Source organism: Peptoniphilus sp. oral taxon 386 str. F0131, from assembly GCF_000090945.1.
GTDB lineage: Bacteria > Bacillota > Clostridia > Tissierellales > Peptoniphilaceae > Anaerosphaera > Anaerosphaera mikwangii.
The window spans coordinates 28,300-44,610 of sequence record NZ_GL349423.1; the positions used below are offsets into that span (position 1 = coordinate 28,300).

At 29.8% G+C, this 16,311-nt stretch carries 20 protein-coding genes and 2 tRNA genes; 17 read left to right on the top strand and 5 right to left on the bottom strand.

Going from position 1 to position 16,311, the window contains the following annotated elements; all coding sequences use genetic code 11:
* Positions 1-7: 7 nt before the first annotated feature.
* Positions 8-523, bottom strand: a complete 516-nt coding sequence (locus HMPREF0629_RS07205) for a DUF4364 family protein (RefSeq protein WP_009222650.1) — start codon at positions 521-523, stop codon at positions 8-10.
* Positions 524-835: 312 nt separating this feature from the next.
* On the opposite strand from HMPREF0629_RS07205, the gene HMPREF0629_RS08040 reads away from it, so the two are divergent.
* From HMPREF0629_RS08040 to HMPREF0629_RS07250, 10 genes are all read left to right on the top strand, one after another.
* Positions 836-982: a hypothetical protein gene (locus HMPREF0629_RS08040; RefSeq protein ID WP_176686355.1), complete on the top strand. Its 147-nt coding sequence runs from the start codon at positions 836-838 to the stop codon at positions 980-982.
* Positions 972-1,493, top strand: coding sequence for a hypoxanthine phosphoribosyltransferase (gene hpt, locus HMPREF0629_RS07210; RefSeq protein ID WP_009222651.1), 522 nt, complete (start codon positions 972-974; stop codon positions 1,491-1,493). Before HMPREF0629_RS08040 ends, hpt begins: the two co-directional genes overlap by 11 nt.
* 2 nt (positions 1,494-1,495) lie before the next feature.
* Entirely contained in the window at positions 1,496-2,419 is a 924-nt protein-coding gene (locus HMPREF0629_RS07215; protein WP_009222652.1) for a type II CAAX endopeptidase family protein, read from the top strand.
* 12 nt (positions 2,420-2,431) lie between these two features.
* Positions 2,432-3,169: an NAD-dependent protein deacylase gene (locus tag HMPREF0629_RS07220; protein WP_009222653.1), complete on the top strand. Its 738-nt coding sequence runs from the start codon at positions 2,432-2,434 to the stop codon at positions 3,167-3,169.
* Positions 3,166-3,888, top strand: a complete 723-nt coding sequence (locus HMPREF0629_RS07225; RefSeq protein ID WP_009222654.1) for a class I SAM-dependent methyltransferase — start codon at positions 3,166-3,168, stop codon at positions 3,886-3,888. Before HMPREF0629_RS07220 ends, HMPREF0629_RS07225 begins: the two co-directional genes overlap by 4 nt.
* Positions 3,889-3,891: 3 nt before the next feature.
* Complete coding sequence (hslO, locus tag HMPREF0629_RS07230; RefSeq protein WP_009222655.1) at positions 3,892-4,770, top strand: Hsp33 family molecular chaperone HslO; 879 nt, start codon at positions 3,892-3,894, stop codon at positions 4,768-4,770.
* A 23-nt stretch (positions 4,771-4,793) separates the two neighbouring features.
* Positions 4,794-5,276, top strand: a complete 483-nt coding sequence (locus tag HMPREF0629_RS07235; RefSeq protein WP_009222656.1) for a membrane lipoprotein lipid attachment site-containing protein — start codon at positions 4,794-4,796, stop codon at positions 5,274-5,276.
* A gap of 479 nt (positions 5,277-5,755) precedes the next feature.
* Positions 5,756-5,831 (top strand) — tRNA-Phe (locus HMPREF0629_RS07240).
* A gap of 3 nt (positions 5,832-5,834) precedes the next feature.
* A tRNA-Gly gene (locus HMPREF0629_RS07245) sits at positions 5,835-5,909 on the top strand.
* Positions 5,910-5,958: 49 nt separating this feature from the next.
* The gene (locus HMPREF0629_RS07250; RefSeq protein ID WP_009222657.1) at positions 5,959-6,477 is read left to right on the top strand and encodes an ECF transporter S component; all 519 of its coding nucleotides are present in this window, start codon (positions 5,959-5,961) and stop codon (positions 6,475-6,477) included.
* A 204-nt stretch (positions 6,478-6,681) separates the two neighbouring features.
* Here HMPREF0629_RS07250 and rpmB read toward each other — a convergent pair whose 3' ends face one another.
* The gene (rpmB, locus tag HMPREF0629_RS07255; protein WP_009222658.1) at positions 6,682-6,873 is read right to left on the bottom strand and encodes a 50S ribosomal protein L28; all 192 of its coding nucleotides are present in this window, start codon (positions 6,871-6,873) and stop codon (positions 6,682-6,684) included.
* 148 nt (positions 6,874-7,021) lie between these two features.
* On the opposite strand from rpmB, the gene HMPREF0629_RS07260 reads away from it, so the two are divergent.
* From HMPREF0629_RS07260 to HMPREF0629_RS07290, 7 genes are all read left to right on the top strand, one after another.
* Complete coding sequence (locus HMPREF0629_RS07260; RefSeq protein WP_009222659.1) at positions 7,022-7,375, top strand: Asp23/Gls24 family envelope stress response protein; 354 nt, start codon at positions 7,022-7,024, stop codon at positions 7,373-7,375.
* Between the two features lie 12 nt (positions 7,376-7,387).
* On the top strand, positions 7,388-9,064 hold the full coding sequence (locus tag HMPREF0629_RS07265; RefSeq protein WP_009222660.1) for a DAK2 domain-containing protein: 1,677 nt from the start codon (positions 7,388-7,390) through the stop codon (positions 9,062-9,064).
* 42 nt (positions 9,065-9,106) lie between these two features.
* Positions 9,107-11,149 carry an ATP-dependent DNA helicase RecG gene (gene recG / locus HMPREF0629_RS07270; RefSeq protein ID WP_009222661.1) on the top strand — a complete coding sequence of 681 codons (2,043 nt, stop codon included), beginning with the start codon at positions 9,107-9,109 and terminating at the stop codon, positions 11,147-11,149.
* A gap of 53 nt (positions 11,150-11,202) precedes the next feature.
* Positions 11,203-11,748, top strand: a complete 546-nt coding sequence (gene rsmD, locus HMPREF0629_RS07275) for a 16S rRNA (guanine(966)-N(2))-methyltransferase RsmD (protein ID WP_009222662.1) — start codon at positions 11,203-11,205, stop codon at positions 11,746-11,748.
* Positions 11,745-12,224 (top strand): pantetheine-phosphate adenylyltransferase, encoded by a 480-nt coding sequence (gene coaD / locus HMPREF0629_RS07280; RefSeq protein WP_009222663.1) that lies wholly within the window; start codon positions 11,745-11,747, stop codon positions 12,222-12,224. The genes rsmD and coaD overlap by 4 nt, the downstream gene beginning before the upstream one ends.
* Before the next feature lie 4 nt (positions 12,225-12,228).
* Complete coding sequence (locus tag HMPREF0629_RS07285) at positions 12,229-12,669, top strand: hypothetical protein (RefSeq protein WP_009222664.1); 441 nt, start codon at positions 12,229-12,231, stop codon at positions 12,667-12,669.
* 182 nt (positions 12,670-12,851) lie between these two features.
* Complete coding sequence (locus tag HMPREF0629_RS07290) at positions 12,852-13,388, top strand: ABC transporter substrate-binding protein (RefSeq protein WP_039856954.1); 537 nt, start codon at positions 12,852-12,854, stop codon at positions 13,386-13,388.
* Between the two features lie 265 nt (positions 13,389-13,653).
* On the opposite strand, the gene recR is transcribed toward HMPREF0629_RS07290, so the two are convergent.
* From recR to dnaX, 3 genes are read right to left on the bottom strand one after another with little or no spacing between them, the layout of a single operon-like run.
* Positions 13,654-14,253, bottom strand: coding sequence for a recombination mediator RecR (gene recR, locus HMPREF0629_RS07295; RefSeq protein WP_009222666.1), 600 nt, complete (start codon positions 14,251-14,253; stop codon positions 13,654-13,656).
* Between the two features lies 1 nt (position 14,254).
* Positions 14,255-14,593 carry a YbaB/EbfC family nucleoid-associated protein gene (locus HMPREF0629_RS07300; RefSeq protein ID WP_009222667.1) on the bottom strand — a complete coding sequence of 113 codons (339 nt, stop codon included), beginning with the start codon at positions 14,591-14,593 and terminating at the stop codon, positions 14,255-14,257.
* Positions 14,594-14,603: 10 nt separating this feature from the next.
* Positions 14,604-16,250 (bottom strand): DNA polymerase III subunit gamma/tau, encoded by a 1,647-nt coding sequence (gene dnaX / locus HMPREF0629_RS07305; RefSeq protein WP_009222668.1) that lies wholly within the window; start codon positions 16,248-16,250, stop codon positions 14,604-14,606.
* Positions 16,251-16,311: the final 61 nt, after the last annotated feature.

Below are 16,311 nucleotides of genomic sequence, written 5' to 3' on the forward strand. Positions count from 1 at the left end.
TTTTTAGTTAATCAAAATAATTTATAATATTTAAGTAAAAGTCATCAGGATTATTTTTAAAATTTTCACAAATTGATTTTGCATAATCTTCATTTGGTACTTCAAGGGTTAAATTTAAAATATCATTTTCAGATTCTTTTAATGTCAAATTTACAAAAAATCTTTCAAACTCATCTTTGTAATAACTTGAAAGTACACTTTTTTCAGATGTTTTATTTCTTTTAAACAGCATTATACTTGGAATTATCTTATCTTTAATTTCGACGGGTATATTTTCAATAAAAAGTTCAAGTGCATTTTTACCGTCTTCAGTTATATGGTAGTTATTTTTTGAATCAAAAATAATAAAATTACTTTCAAGTAATTCAGAAATATATTGTTTAAACAAAAAGAAATTTAAAATTTCTCTTTCCAAGATAAAAGAAGTTAGTTCTTCTTCCGTAAATAAATTATCGGCACCTTTAATTATGAATAATAGTATGAGTTTATTTTGTGCAAGTTCAGATATATTTAAAGTTTCCATCTTTCCTCCTAATAGCATATATAGTATAGTATAACATTTATATTAAATAATTACATTGAAATTATATCACTTAATGTTTTAAAAATTAAAAGTGATAAAGAGGACGGTATTTTTTAAACAGCTTAGAATAGAATATTACACAGAAACAGTTTGTCAAAATTATAACCGTTTCAATATGGGAAACAGCTAATAATATACCTGATTCGGATATTCTTATAGAAATTGCTGTTCTTATTTTATAAAATATGTATTCTTATTTTAAAGTTTTAAATATGGCATTTAATCTGATATAATTTATTAAAAGGTGATAGTATGGATTTTAAATTTATTGCAATTATAATTTTTTTAGTTATACTTATAACAATACAGTTTACATTGAATAAAATACTTCGTGAATTGAAAATAATTAGTATGAAATTAGACAGGATAAATTATGAGGAGGGCAAGTATGACCGATAGAGAGAAAAAAATTATATTTACTCGTGAGGAAATCACAAAGAGAATAAAGGAACTCGGAGCGGAGCTTACAAAAGAATATAAGGATAAAGATTTGATAGCAATTTCTCTTTTAAGAGGAAGTTTTATTTTTGCTGCTGACTTAGTAAGAGAAATAGATACTGTTCTTGAAATAGATTTTTTAACTACTGCGAGCTACGGCAATAGTGAAGTTTCATCAGGAAGAGTTAAATTTTTAAGTGAACTTAGATCTAATATTAAAGGAAGAGATGTGCTTGTAATAGATGATATTGTCGATACAGGTCATACAATGAAAAGTGTTGTTGAAAAGTTAAAAGGATATGAACCTAAGAGTATAAAAACTTGTGTAATGCTTGATAAGCCTTCAAGAAGAGAAGTTGATATTAAAGCGGATTATGTTGCTTTTGAAATTCCGGATTTATTTATAGTGGGGTATGGCTTAAATTATGGTGATTTTTATAGAAATGTACCATATATTTATGCCTATGTATAAAAATGAAAAAATATAAGAAAAAAAATTTAAATGTTTTAAGTGTAAACACATTTACTCTCGTATTGTCGATATTTTTTTTAACAATAGGTTATTCCATACAATCTAAGAGCTTTTTAAAGGGGACATTTATAAATGAAGTATTTATAATTTTAATTCCCGCACTTTTATTGTGTGGAACGGGAAAGAGAACGGAAGTGCTCAGGATAAAAAAACTGTCGTCAATTAATGTTATAAGAGTCATAATAATAGTTATACTCAGTTATCCGATAATTTTATTGATAAATGGAATATTTTTGAATTTTCTTTCAACATTTATCGAACTTAAAAATTTTTCAATGGATATGCTTTTAAAAGATGAATCTTTGAGCAGTTATTTATTTTTTATGTGTATAGTTCCTGCAATTTGTGAAGAAGTATTTTTTAGAGGAGCACTAATAAATTCATATGATGTTTATGGCGGAAAATTCGCTATTTTAATGTCATCATTGGTATTTGCATTATTTCATTTTGATATTCAAAATTTTATAGCGCCGTTGCTACTGGGTATTATTTTTGGAAATCTGCTTGAGCTTACAGGTTCTTTATTTGCATCAATATTGGGACATTTTACAAATAATTTGATAGCTATTTTTGCTACAAAATATTTAGATGATACTGTTTTCACATATTTAAAACATACTGATCTTGCTCAAGATATCGGTTCTTTACAGCTGTATATAATAATTTTATTGTTTCTAATTTCAATAGTGTCAATGGTTTTACTTAGACTTTTGTTTAAGCAGATGGATAAGGAAAAAAGGTTGAGAGAGGAGAGACTTGGAATAAGGAAGAGAGTTAGAGAGATTCAGAGTATCGACTTTTTCAATTTTGTGCCCATATTAGCACTAATAATACTTTATTTTATTTATTATGCGGTTGTTTTTTAATGGAGGCATGTTATGGATGAAATATTAAAAGTTAGAGATTTGATTTTAAGTTCAAAAAAGACATTTGCATTAACCGGGGCGGGTATAAGTACAGAGTCCGGCATACCCGATTTTAGATCAAGTACAGGATATTATAGCAAATTGGATCCCATGCTTGCGCTTTCAAGAGATATACTTATAAATAATCCTAAGAGGTTTTATAAAGAGGGCTATGTTATTTTAGAGGACCTTAGTGAAAAAAAGCCCAATAGAGGACATATTGTTCTTGCGGAACTTGAAAACATGGGGCTCTTAAATGGAGTTATAACTCAAAATATAGATAATTTGCACAGAAAAGCAGGAAGTAAAAATATATATGAAGTTCATGGCGAAACGGGAAGAGTTCACTGTATTTCCTGCAATGAAAATTATCCTTTTAAAGTAATGAAAGAAAAAGTTATGTCCGGAGAAATTCCGCCGCATTGTGATAAATGTGGGGGTGTTATAAGACCGAATGTTGTAATGTTTGGAGATATGATGCCCGGAGATTTTGAAATGGCAGTAGAAGAGCTTATGGATACGGAGTTGCTTATTGTAATAGGTTCAAGTTTAACTGTAAGTCCTGTAAATTATTTGCCGAGATATGTAAAAAAACTTGTTATAATAAATGACACACCTACATTACAAGACAAAATGGCAGAGGTTGTAGTTCGAGGTAAATCAGGAGAAATACTTTCTCAGATTTTAGATGAGGTAAAAAAATTAAGATGATATATGCAGAATTTGCAAACATATATGACAGTTTAATGTACGATTTTGATTATAATATTGTATCAAGCTTTATAGAGGATATACTAAAAATTGAAAATAAAAAAGTAAAACATGTTTTGGAGCTTGGTTGCGGCACAGGAAATTTAACTGAACTTATTTGTGATAAATATAGTGTTGATGCAATAGACTTATCGGAAGACATGTTAAGCGTTGCAGAACAAAAGCTAAGAAATAAAAATGTCAGATTGTTTAAGCAGGATATGAAAAATTTAGATATTGAAGATAAATATGATCTTGTGCTTTCAATATGCGACAGCATAAATTATTTACTTGATGAAAAAGATGTAAAAAATCTTTTTGTAAAAGTTTTTATGCAATTAAATGAAAATGGATTATTTATTTTTGACTTAAACACGAAAAATAAATTTGAGAACATGGATAATACTTATGTCGATGAAGTAGATGGAGTATTTTGTGTTTTAGAAAACTTTTTTGATGCAAAGACGGATATAAATTTATATAGTGTTAATTTCTTTGAAAACAGAGGAGAATTATACGAAAGATTCTATGAAGAACATGAAGAGAGAGCATATAGTATAGAATTTATATGTAATGCATTAAAAGATGCAGGATTTAAAAAAATTAAAATGTATGATGAATATAAGTTTGATGAAAATGTAGAAGAATCAGACAGAATTGTATATGTTGTGGAGAAGTAGAAAATGGATTATTTAGTTAGAGCGGTAGATATAGATGGAAATATAAAAATATCGGCAGTTATTACGACAGATATAGTTGAAAAGGCAAGAGTGACACACTCGCTTTCTAAAACTGCATCTGCAGCACTCGGAAGAACTTTAAGTGTCGGAGTTATAATGGCTGAAGCATTAAAAAATGAAAATGACAGTATAACAATAAACATCAAGGGCGATGGAGATATTGGAAGAATAGTAGTAAGCGGTAAGAATGATGGAAATATAAAAGGATATGTAGAAAATCCCTTAGCAGATACAGATTCAAGAGTAATTGATAATAAGTTGGATGTTGGAAAACTTGTCGGTAACGGAACACTTACTGTAGTTACGGATTTAGGTTTAAAGGAGCCTTATGTTGGGCAGGTTCAGCTTGTATCCGGAGAAATAGCAGAAGATTTTGCAAACTACTTTTATACATCAGATCAAGTTCCATCAGTAGTAAGTCTTGGGGTGTTAGTTGATACTGACTATACAATAAAAGCTGCAGGAGGATTTGTGCTTCAGTTACTTCCGGGAGCGGAAGAAGAAATTATAAGCAAAATTGAAAAAAATTTAAAAGATTTAGACAGTGTCACTTCTATGATAAGTGACGGATATTTGCCTGAAGATATAATTAAACGGGTACTTAGCGGATTTGAAGTAAAAATACTCTCTGTTAAAAAAGTTTATTATAATTGTGATTGCTCAAGAGAAAAAGTTGAAGATGCTATTATTTCACTTGGTAAAAAAGAACTTGAAGAGATATTAAAAACAGATAAAAAGGCAGAAATGAAATGCTATTTTTGTAATAAGACCTATGAATTAAATGAAGCTGAACTGAAGAGTTTAGTAGATAAAATTGACTGATTTTATAATGCGGAGAATCTATTATGAAAAAAATTTTGATTGTAACAGTTATTGTATTTTTATTAACTACCTGTAATTATAAAGATTTGAGTAATATGGAAATGAAAAGTAAAAATAATTTGCAAGTTTTGAAATTTTCTTCCGGAGAAGAATATAGATTTTCCAAGGTTGATTTTTTTGATTTTAAAGAAAATGGGAATTATAAACCTTTAAAAATTGATGACGAGCAACGGAAAAAGGCTCTTGAATTATTGTCAACATTAGAAAAGACAACAGATGGAACAAAAATATATCTTGCACTTCATGACGGAGATATATTAGTTAAATTTGATTACGATGAAAGTGAAATTTATGATGATATTAGAATATATGATATTAAGCCATTTGGAAATAAAAATAAAAGGTATTATAAATTTAATTCTAAATATAAAAATATAGACGGTGTATATGAAGTTGACGGAAGTATAGATTTATTAAAAGAGCTTAGAATTATTTTAGGTTTATAAAATATAATAGAGAAAACAAAGTGAAATTTAATGCAGACATTTAATTGGTTTTCAAATTGATTAGCAGTGTGCATTAGATTTCATTTTAAGTGTTTTTATTATATTTGGGATATCGTTGACACATTTTATAAATTGTGTTAAGCTAATAAAGTATTTGAGTGAATTATGTTAAAAGATGAATGGTGTTTTTCAATATGAGATTTCTCCATTTCATTCGCTACGCTCATTGCAGTCGAAATGACAAAGGTATTCATTGTTGTTGAAAAGGTATGGGTAAGAAATAAGTTTGTTTCATAAATAAGTGAAAAAAAGAATAAGCCCAGATAGCTCAGTCGGTATAAGCTGAATTGGAGACGAAAATAAGCGAAGCGAAAATTGAGTCCCAAGATGCTTAGTCTTTGCGAAGCAAAAGAGAATGAGCATAAAGAAGTATAGGAAATAGATAAGTTTATTTCATAAATAAGTGAAAAAAAGAATAAGCCCAGATAGCTCAGTCGGTAGAGCAGAGGACTGAAAATCCTCGTGTCGCTGGTTCGATTCCGGCTCTGGGCACCATGTGCGGATGTGGCTCAGTGGTAGAGCATCGCCTTGCCAAGGCGAGGGTCGCGAGTTCGAATCTCGTCATCCGCTCCATAAGTCTGCTTGGCAGACTTTTATTTTATGTTAAAGGAGAATAATACGAATGAAAAAATCAGAAGTAAGAGAACTTGTAATTACATCGCTTTTTATTGCTCTTGTATACATATTTACATGGCTTATTAAAATTCAACTGCCGATAGGAGCAAAAGGTGGATTAATTCATCTTGGTAATATTCCGTTTTTTATAGCTGCGATACTTTTTGGAAAGAAAGTTGGAATGTTAAGCGGAGCAATAGGAATGGGACTTTTTGATCTGACGAGCGGTTGGGTAACTTGGGCACCGATAACTTTTATAACTTGTCTTGTTATGGGATATGCAATTTCAGCAATCAACGGAGATAAAGTGGAATTTAAAAAATTGATTTTATCATTTTTTGCAGCTGCAATTTTAAAAGTTTTGGGATATTATATCGGAGAGGCTATATTATTTTCATCTCTTGTAGTTCCTCTTGCATCTATTCCGGGAAATTTAATTCAAATAGCAGTATCAAGTATTATTATACTTATAATTATTAAACCGTTAGAAAGTGCATTTAATTATATATCAAATAGTAAAAATTAAAATATGATAAGAAAACCAAGTTAAATTTATTGTTTAGCTTGGTTTTTTATATTTAATATATCTTAAAAAAACCAAGTTCATTATGTGAAAGCTCAAAAACGAAAAGGAGTAGAGGATAGATTAAAAATATATCTAAGTACTAAAAAAGGACTGAATATATCAGTCCTACTTTTAATATTTTGCAAGATATTAAAAAAATAAAAATTAGATAGCTCTTTCAACTTTACCGGATCTTAAGCATCTTGTACATACATTGATTTTTCTATGTTGTCCATTAATTATAGCTCTTACAGATCTGATATTAGGAGACCAACTTCTATTGCCTCTTTTATGTGAAAAAGATATTGTATTTCCAAAAGTTTTTTGTTTTCCGCATATTTCGCATTTTTTTGACACAATGCCACCCCCTTAGTTATTCATAGCTTATACATTTTACCACAAAGGTATATTATTTTGCAAATTTTTTTTGAATGCAATTAAATTATTTAAGAAGTGAAGATTTATGGTATAATATTAAAATAAGAAGTAATATAGGAGGTGCTTTATGGCTGCAAATATAAAAACAGAATCGGGAAATATAGTAATAGAAAATAATGTTCTTGCTAATATAGCAGGTATATCTGCAATGGAAAGTTATGGTATTGTAGGTATGGCTTCTAAAAATGCTGCTGATGGATTGCTTGAGATTTTAAGACTTGATAATCTTTCAAGAGGTATTAAGGTCAATACTGAAAATGGAGCTATAAATATTGAGCTTCATGTTGTGCTTGAATATGGTGTAAATATTTCCGCTGTTGGAGAAAATATAATTGACAGAGTAAAATTTAATATAGAGAGTTTAACAGGACTAAGTGTTGAAAATATAGAAGTACTTGTTGAAGGAATAAGACTTAAGTAGTGGAGGTATATTTTGAGAATAGAAAGATTAGATGGTATTTTACTGAAAAAAGCCATTAATGGTGCGGTAAACTACTTAATTTTAAATAAGGATCAGATAAACGCACTAAATGTGTTTCCTGTTCCTGATGGGGATACAGGTACTAATATGTCCTTGACAGCTAAGTCTTCTTTAAAACAAGTTGGATTAGTTGAAAATGAAAAATCTGCTTATGAAATAGCAAAGGCGGCGGCAAGAGGTTCTCTAATGGGGGCAAGAGGTAATTCCGGAGTTATTTTATCTCAACTATTGAGAGGGTTTTCTGAGGGGATTAATGGTTTAGATGAGGTTTGTATTGAAGAGCTTGCATTAGCGTTTAAAAAAGCCTCTGAAACAACTTACAATGCTGTTATGAAACCGACTGAGGGGACAATTTTAACTGTTGGAAGAGAAACTGCAGATTTTTCGGTTAAAAATTATAAAAATTATCATGATATTTTGGAATTTTTAAAAGCTTGTATAGAGGAAGCTAATAAGTCTTTGGACAAAACACCGGAACTTTTAAAGGTTCTAAAAGATGCGGGAGTTGTAGATGCAGGAGGAAAAGGGCTTGTAACTTTACTTGAGGGAGCATATAAGGCCCTTATGGGTGAAGAAATCATTGGTGAAGAAGATGATGTTATGAAGAAGAAAGCTCAAAAGGAGATTAATTTCGGTCCTGCTGATGAAAGCATTAAGTATGGATATTGTACTGAATTTATTATAAATACAGATTATGAAGATATTGAATCTTTTAAATCAAAACTTGCTCCTTTGGGAGATTGTCTTTTAGTCGTAGGAGGAGCCGGAACAGGGCTTATTAAAGTTCATGTTCATACAAATCATCCGGGAAAAGCTCTTGAATATGCTGTTGAACTTGGCGGATTACAGGATATTAAAATTGATAATATGAGATATCAACACAGAGAAGTATTGTTTAATGAACAAGAGGTTGAAAATGCAAGACAAATGGAGCAGTCTCAAGAAGAGGCTAAAGAAGATTTTGCAATAGATAAAGATTATTCTTTTATAGCTGTATCTATGGGAGATGGAATGAGTGATGTATTTAATTCTCTTGGTGTCGACTATATTGTAGAGGGCGGTCAGACTATGAATCCGAGTACTGAGGACTTTTTAAATGCAGTTGACAAGGTTAGAGGAAATGATGTATTCATTATTCCGAATAACAGTAATATAATTCTTGCAGCAGAACAGGCTCAAAAATTAAGTGAGAGAAATATTCATGTAATACCATCAAAATCAGTGCCTCAAGGAATATCTGCACTTCTTGCATTTAATTCAGAACTTAACGCTGATGAAAATAAGAGCAATATGACTGATGCACTTGAACTTGTAGTTTCAGCACAGGTAACTTATGCTGTAAGGGATACTCAAATGAATGGGAAAGACATCACAACCGGAGATATTATCGGCCTTAGCGGAAAAGAAATTTTATCGTGCGGTAAGGATGTAAATGATGTAACAAAAGAGCTTATCGAAAGTTTGGTAAATGATGAAATTTCTATGATTACTCTCTATAGAGGAGAAGATACACAAGAAGAACTTTCTGAAAAGCTTGTGGAAGAATTGCAGGAAGAGTATTCTGATTTAGATATAGATGTGATATATGGAGGTCAACCTCTATATTATTATATAATATCACTTGAATGATGAAGCCCACTTTTAAGTGGGTTTTTTTATAGGGATTAGCTTATGAGATTAGAAGATACGATTAGATATTTGAAGGGAGTAGGACCCAAAAGGGAAAAAAAGTTTAATGAGCTGGGCATATTTACGATTAGAGATTTATTGACTTATTTTCCAAGAGATTATGATGATCAGAGTAATTTTAAAAAATTATATGAGGCTATAATTGATGAGAAAGCAACTTTCAGAGTTAAATTTTTATCTGTACTTGAAAATCGAAAGATTAGGAAAAATTTATTCATTACAACATTTTTGGCTGAGGATAGTTCCGGTCAAGCTAAAATAAGTTTTTTCAATATGAAATTTATAAAAAATCAAATCAGCTTAAATGATGAATATTTAGTCTCAGGAAAAGTAAATAGATTTAAAGGACAGGTTCAAATTACAAATCCTACATTTGAAAAAGCATCTGATGCTAATAGAGTTGGAACTATCTACCCTATATATCCTTTAAAAAAGGGTGTATTTAATAATGAAATAGTAAATTTAGTTCATCAGGCTGTAGAAATGAATTTATTTGAAGAAAATTTGCCGCAATATCTTGTGAAAAAATATAATCTGATGGATAAAAATGAAGCAATTAAAAATATTCATATGCCATATGATAAAAAAAGTTTTATAAGAGCAAGACAGAGGCTTGTTTTTGAAGAGCTTTTAATATTTCAGCTAAGTATTTTTATGCTTAAAAACCAAGATGAAATTGTAAAAGTTATTCCATATAAGATAGATGACAGAATTTATAAATTTATAGATAATTTGCCATTTTTATTGACTGACGGTCAAAAAAGAGTAGTAGATGAGATTTTTGAGGATATGAAATCCGGAAATAGAATGAATAGATTATTGCAAGGAGATGTTGGTTCAGGTAAGACGATAATTGCAATAATTTCAATGTATCTTGCTTATTTAAACGGATATCAATCTACAATTATGGCTCCTACAGAAATTCTTGCCAAGCAACATCTTGAAAGCTTTAGAAATATTTTAGAACCGTTGGGAGTTAAAGTTGAACTTCTGGTTGGAAGTACAACTAAAAAGAATCGAGATAGAATTTTGACGGGGATATATAATGGCGAGATAGATATTTTGATAGGGACACATGCTCTTATCGAAGATACAGTTGAGTTTAAAAATTTAGGACTTAATATAACTGATGAACAGCACAGATTCGGAGTAAGACAAAGACAGACACTAAACACAAAAGAAAAAACGGCACATACTCTTGTTATGACTGCAACACCCATTCCAAGGACACTTGCATTGATATTATATGGAGATCTTTCTATTTCAACTATTGATACGCTTCCTCCAAATAGGAAAAAAATAGATACGATTGCAATAAACGAGTCTATGCTAAATAGAGGTTTAAGCTTTATAAGAGAACAAGTTAAAAAAGGCAGACAGGCATATATAATTTGCCCTTTGATTGAAGAAAGTGAAAATTTTGATTTGGATTCAGCAACAGAAGTGTTTAATGATTTGAGAAAAAATTATTTTTCAGATATAAGAGTTGCATTATTACATGGAAAAATGAGTTCAGATGAAAAAAATTCTGTTATGCAAGATTTTAAGGATGGATGTACGGATATTATTGTTTCAACTACAGTAATAGAGGTAGGAGTTAATGTTCCAAACGCAACTGTAATTTTAATATATAATGCAGAACGATTCGGATTAGCACAACTTCACCAACTTAGGGGAAGAGTCGGCAGAAGTGTTCATAAGAGTTACTGTATTTTGTATAACAGTTCAAATTCTAAAGTTTCATGGCAGAGAATGAAAGTCATGACAGAATCAACTGACGGATTTTATATTGCGAATAAAGATTTGAGTATAAGAGGAAGCGGGGATATATTCGGGACAAGGCAGTCCGGCATTATGGAGCTTAAACTTGCAGATCTTGTAAGAGATACTGAAATTTTGAAATATGCTACTATAGAAGCAAGAGAAATTTTAAAAGATGACAGGAAATTAATTGAGAATAAAAACTCAAATCTTAGAAAAGAAATTTCAAATACTTTTAAAGTTGACTCGACAATACTAAATTAGCTTATTGTTATCTATATTCAAATATGTTAAAATAAAAATAATTTGGAGGTTCTATGAGAGTTATTTCGGGAAAGAACAGAGGATTAAAACTTTTATCTCCAAGAGATTTAAGAACTCGTCCAACAGAGGATAGAATAAAAGAAAATGTATTTAATCTTTTAGGACAGAATTTTTTTGATGCAAATGTGTTAGATTTATTTTCGGGAAGCGGTTCAATAGGAATTGAATTTTTATCAAGAGGTGCAAAATTTTGTTATTTTGTTGATAATGATAAAGATGCTATTGATACAATAAATAAAAATATAAAAAAAGCACACTGTGAAAATAATTATAAAGTAATTTTATCAGGAGCTTTGAAAGTAATGGACAGACTTTGTGGGGAAAAATTTGACTATATTTACATTGATCCTCCTTATGATAACAGTGAGTTATATTTAAAATCAATAGAGGGAATATTGGAAAAAAATCTTTTAGAAAAAGACGGGATTATAATTATTGAAGAAGATTCATCAAAAAAACTGGATTTTACAAAATACCTTAATTTGATAAAAGAAAAGAAATACGGAAGTACCTCTGTGAGTATTTGGAGTTTAAAATGAGAGTAATATATGCAGGAAGTTTTGACCCTATAACTAATGGACATATAGATATTATAAAGAGGGCTAAAGATACATTTGGAGAAGTAATTGTAGCTGTTCTTGTAAATAAAAATAAAAAAGGTCTTTTTTCTGTTAAAGAAAGAATGGATTTATTAAAAGAAGTATTAAAAGACGAAAAAGATATTGAAGTGGATTCTTTTGAAGGATTACTTGTGGACTATGCAAAAGAGAAAAAATGTCGTACAATTGTAAGAGGACTTAGATCCGCATCTGATTATGTAAATGAATATACTCTTGCCATGGCAAATATGCACTACAAAGATGGAGTTGAAACTGTGTTTTTATTATCATCAAATGAAAATATATTTGTGAGTTCTACGCTTGCAAAAGAAGTTGCACAATTTGATGGTGATTTATCTCTATTCGTACCCGAAGTTGTGGGAAAAGCTATGAAGGAGAAATTAAATAGGAGGTAATTTTATGAATTTAATGGAATTAGTAGAAGAACTTGAGGACTTAGTTGAAACTTCAAGCCAAATACCACTAACAGGTAAGGTTATGTTAGAAAGAGAAGAAGTGCTTGAAATAGTAAATGAAATGAAAAATGAAATTCCTACAGAAGTAAGAGAAGCAAAGAGAATAAGCTCTGACAGAGATTCAATAATTGAAGGAGCACAATCTGAAGCTGACAAAATTATTGCAGGGGCAAAAGCTCATGCGGAAGAAATCATTTCTCATGATGAACTTGTACTTCAAGCAAATCAAAGAGCAGAAGAAATTTTAAAATCTGCAAATGAAGAATCAAACCAAATCAGAGAAGGTGCAAGAGATTATGCAGATGGACTTCTTGAAAACACACAAGTAAATCTATCTGAAATAATAAAAATGCTAAATGAAAACAGAAAAGAACTTAGAGGATAAATAAAATGTCGGTACAAAAGTACCGACGTTTTTAATTGATATAGTAACATAATTATCTTACTAAATATAGAGTTCCATAGTAATATCCAACACATTTGATTCCATTGTATAGCTTACAATAATATTATATAATATTATTGTAAGCTATACAGCTGTTTATATTAAAATCAGAGGTGAAATTTATGAAAAAGACATTTTATTTGTTAGCTGTTTTTACTGTGTTTTTATGTCTTGTAACTTGTGGAAGTAAACAGACCGATAATGTAAATTTGGAAAAGAATAATTCTATAAAAGATAATGTAACAAAAGAACAAAATATGATAACAATGGAAGAAGTTGGAAAAGTAGAGCCGGACAACATGAAGAATATAAAAGTTATTGCAGGTTCTGATAAAATTATAGATATACTTGAAAAGTTGGGTTATGAAAATGTAGTTGCTGTTCCGACAAACTTAAAAGATAAAGGATATGTCGATGCGGTAGAGTTTGGAAATATTGAAGATCCTGATTATGATTTGTTAAAAGAATTGAAGGCTGATATTTTTATCACAGATGAAAGTGTTGAATATAAGAAACGTCCAAATGAATCTTTGAGTATAAAAATACTTACCTGTTCTTTTGAAACAGAAGAACAGACAAAAAATTCAATTGAATATATAGGAAAAGAACTTGGACTTTCGCAAAAAGCACAAGAAATTATAGACACTATGGTTCAATAGTATTTTGATTATAAGTATACTTGAAGTAAATTATCTAAAATAGTAGGATTATTAAATAAAAATTGAAAATAAAAAAGAGGGGCTTATTAAAAGCCCCTTTTATCTATTAGCAAAGACCTATGGATAATTTTACAGAAATAGCAACTATAACTGTTAATACTGAAATTATAAAATTATGAATCATAGGTTGAATTTCAGATTCAAGGTTGTCGCATATAGCCTTAAAAATCCAAGGGAAAAGCACTTGTTGAATAATAAGTTTATTTTAAATTTCTCTTCTGTTTTCAAGTGCGGTTGAGATTGTAAGTTCGTCATAATATTCCAAATCTCCACCAACAGGGATTCCATAGGCAATTCTTGTTGTTTTTATTCCAAGCGGAGAAAGCAGTTTTGAAATATATAGTGCAGTTGTATCTCCCTCGGCTGTTGGGTTTGTCGCTATGATTATTTCTTCAATATTATTATTTTCAAGTCTTTTTAAAAGCTCTCTTATTTTTAAATTGTTGGGTCCAATACCTTTGTTCGGAGAGATTGTTCCGTGAAGTACGTGATACATTCCATGATAACAAGTAGCACGTTCCATAGCTTCAACATCTTTTGGATATTCTACAACACAAATTACACTTTCATCTCGATTTGTATCATTACATATTTTACAAGGATCTATGTCTGTAAAGTTTGCACATATGCTGCATTGTTTTACATTTTCTTTTGCGCTTGTTATTGCATCTGAAAGTGCCTTAACTTTTTCAAAATCCATATCAATTATATGATATGCAAGTCGCTGAGCAGTTTTATTTCCAACTCCGGGAAGTTTATTTAATTGATTAATTAAATTTTCAATTGGTTTTGCTCTGTTTTTCATCTTATAGTCCAGGAATATTTAAGCCGCCGGTGATTTTATTCATTGCAGAGTTTGATTTTTCTTCTACTGATGCAATCGCCCCGTTAACAGCTGTAATAATTAGATCTTGCAGCATTTCAACATCATCAGGGTCTACTACTTCTTTATCAAGTGTTATCGATACAAGTTCTTTGCTTCCGTTTACTTTTGCAACTACTGCGCCGCCACCTGCAGAAAATTCTATTTCTTGATTTTTTAAGTTTTCTTGCATTTCTTCCATTTGTTTTTGAAGCTTTTGAACCTGCTTCATCATATTATTCATATTTCCTCCCATTGGAAATCCGGGATATCCTTTTGCCATAATGTTCCTCCTATATTATTTCTATATTTTTACTTCCAAATAAATCTTCTGCACTTTTTACTGCAAGTTTTATTTCTTTGTTATCTGTAAGTACAATTTTAACACTAATTTTATCATTATAGTACTTACTTAAAAAATCTTCTATAAAATTAATATTATCCTTGTTGGATAATGATTCATAGTTAAATTTATTTGATTCATCAAATTCTATTAAGAGTGTATTTTGATTAAAGTTTACAAGTTTTGCAAAGCTAAGTTGAATTGGAATGTTAAGTCTTTTTCTATTTTTAATTTCGATCAAGATATTATTCCAATCAGATTTTATTTTTTCAAGGGTTAAATTACCATCATTTATTATATCAGATTTTTCTTCTTTTTTTTCATCATCTTTTAATTCATCAACTACAGTTGTAGGAAAAACTTCCTGAGAAAGTTTTTTAGAAGGTGCTTCTATTTTTGTATCATTGTCTATAGATTTTAAATTGTTTTTAACAGGAGAAGTTTCAGATACATTTTTAAAATTCCCGCTATTAATAATATCTTCTAAAGCTTTAATTCTTTCTTCAAGTGATACGGTATCTTTAAGCATAGTTATTTTTATTATGCTCATTTCAAAGATAATTCTTTTATCATTTGCATATTTTACATTTAAAAGAGTTTCATTTAAGATTTTAAGTATGTCAATTATTCTATCAACTGATAACATACAAGCTTCTTTTATATAATCATCAAGTCTTGTTGTATATAAAAGTTCACTTGTATTTTTTATAGTCTTTACTATCATAAGGTTTCTGAAATGGGAAATTAAATCGGATATTAAAATTGAAATATCCTTTCCTTTAGAATAAATTTCCTGGAGAGAACTGATAGCATTCTCAAGATTTCTGTCTATTAACGCTCTTGAAATTTTAAAAAGTATATCATCAGATGTTATACCCAAAATTTCAGTGGCAAGATTATAACTTATATGCTTATCCGTGAAAGACAGACACTGATCTAAAAGTGAAAGAGCATCACGCATAGCACCATCCGAGTTATTTGATATTAATGAAAAAACATCTTCATCACAAGATTTATTTTCAAGTGCAGTTATATTTTTTAAATTCTCGATTATAATTTCGGGATTTATCCTCTTAAAGTTAAATCTTTGTGTCCTCGAAAGTATTGTTTGAGGTATTTTTTCGGGTTCAGTTGTTGCAAGGATAAATATTAGGTGTTTAGGCGGTTCTTCTAAAACTTTAAGCAGTGCATTAAAAGCACTTTTTGATAGCATATGAACCTCATCAATTATATATACTTTATATTTTAAGTTCTGAGGAGGATATACAACTTTTTCTTTAAGTTCTCTAATATCGTCAACACTATTATTTGAAGCTGCATCCATTTCAATTACATCCATAACCCTATCATCAAGTATTGAAAGACAGTTTTCACAGTGGTTGCATGGATTTCCATTTTCAGAACACAGACAATTTACAGCACGAGCAAATATTTTTGCTGCTGATGTTTTTCCGGTTCCTCTTGTTCCTGAGAATAAGTAGGCATGAGATATTTCATTATTTGCTATTTGATTTTTAAGTGCTGTGGTAATATGATTTTGTCCCACAAGTTCATCAAAGGTCTTAGACCTATATTTACGATATAGTGCTTGGTACATTAATTTCAACTCCCATATTATTATAACATGAGGATTAAAAAATTTACCATATTTAATATTA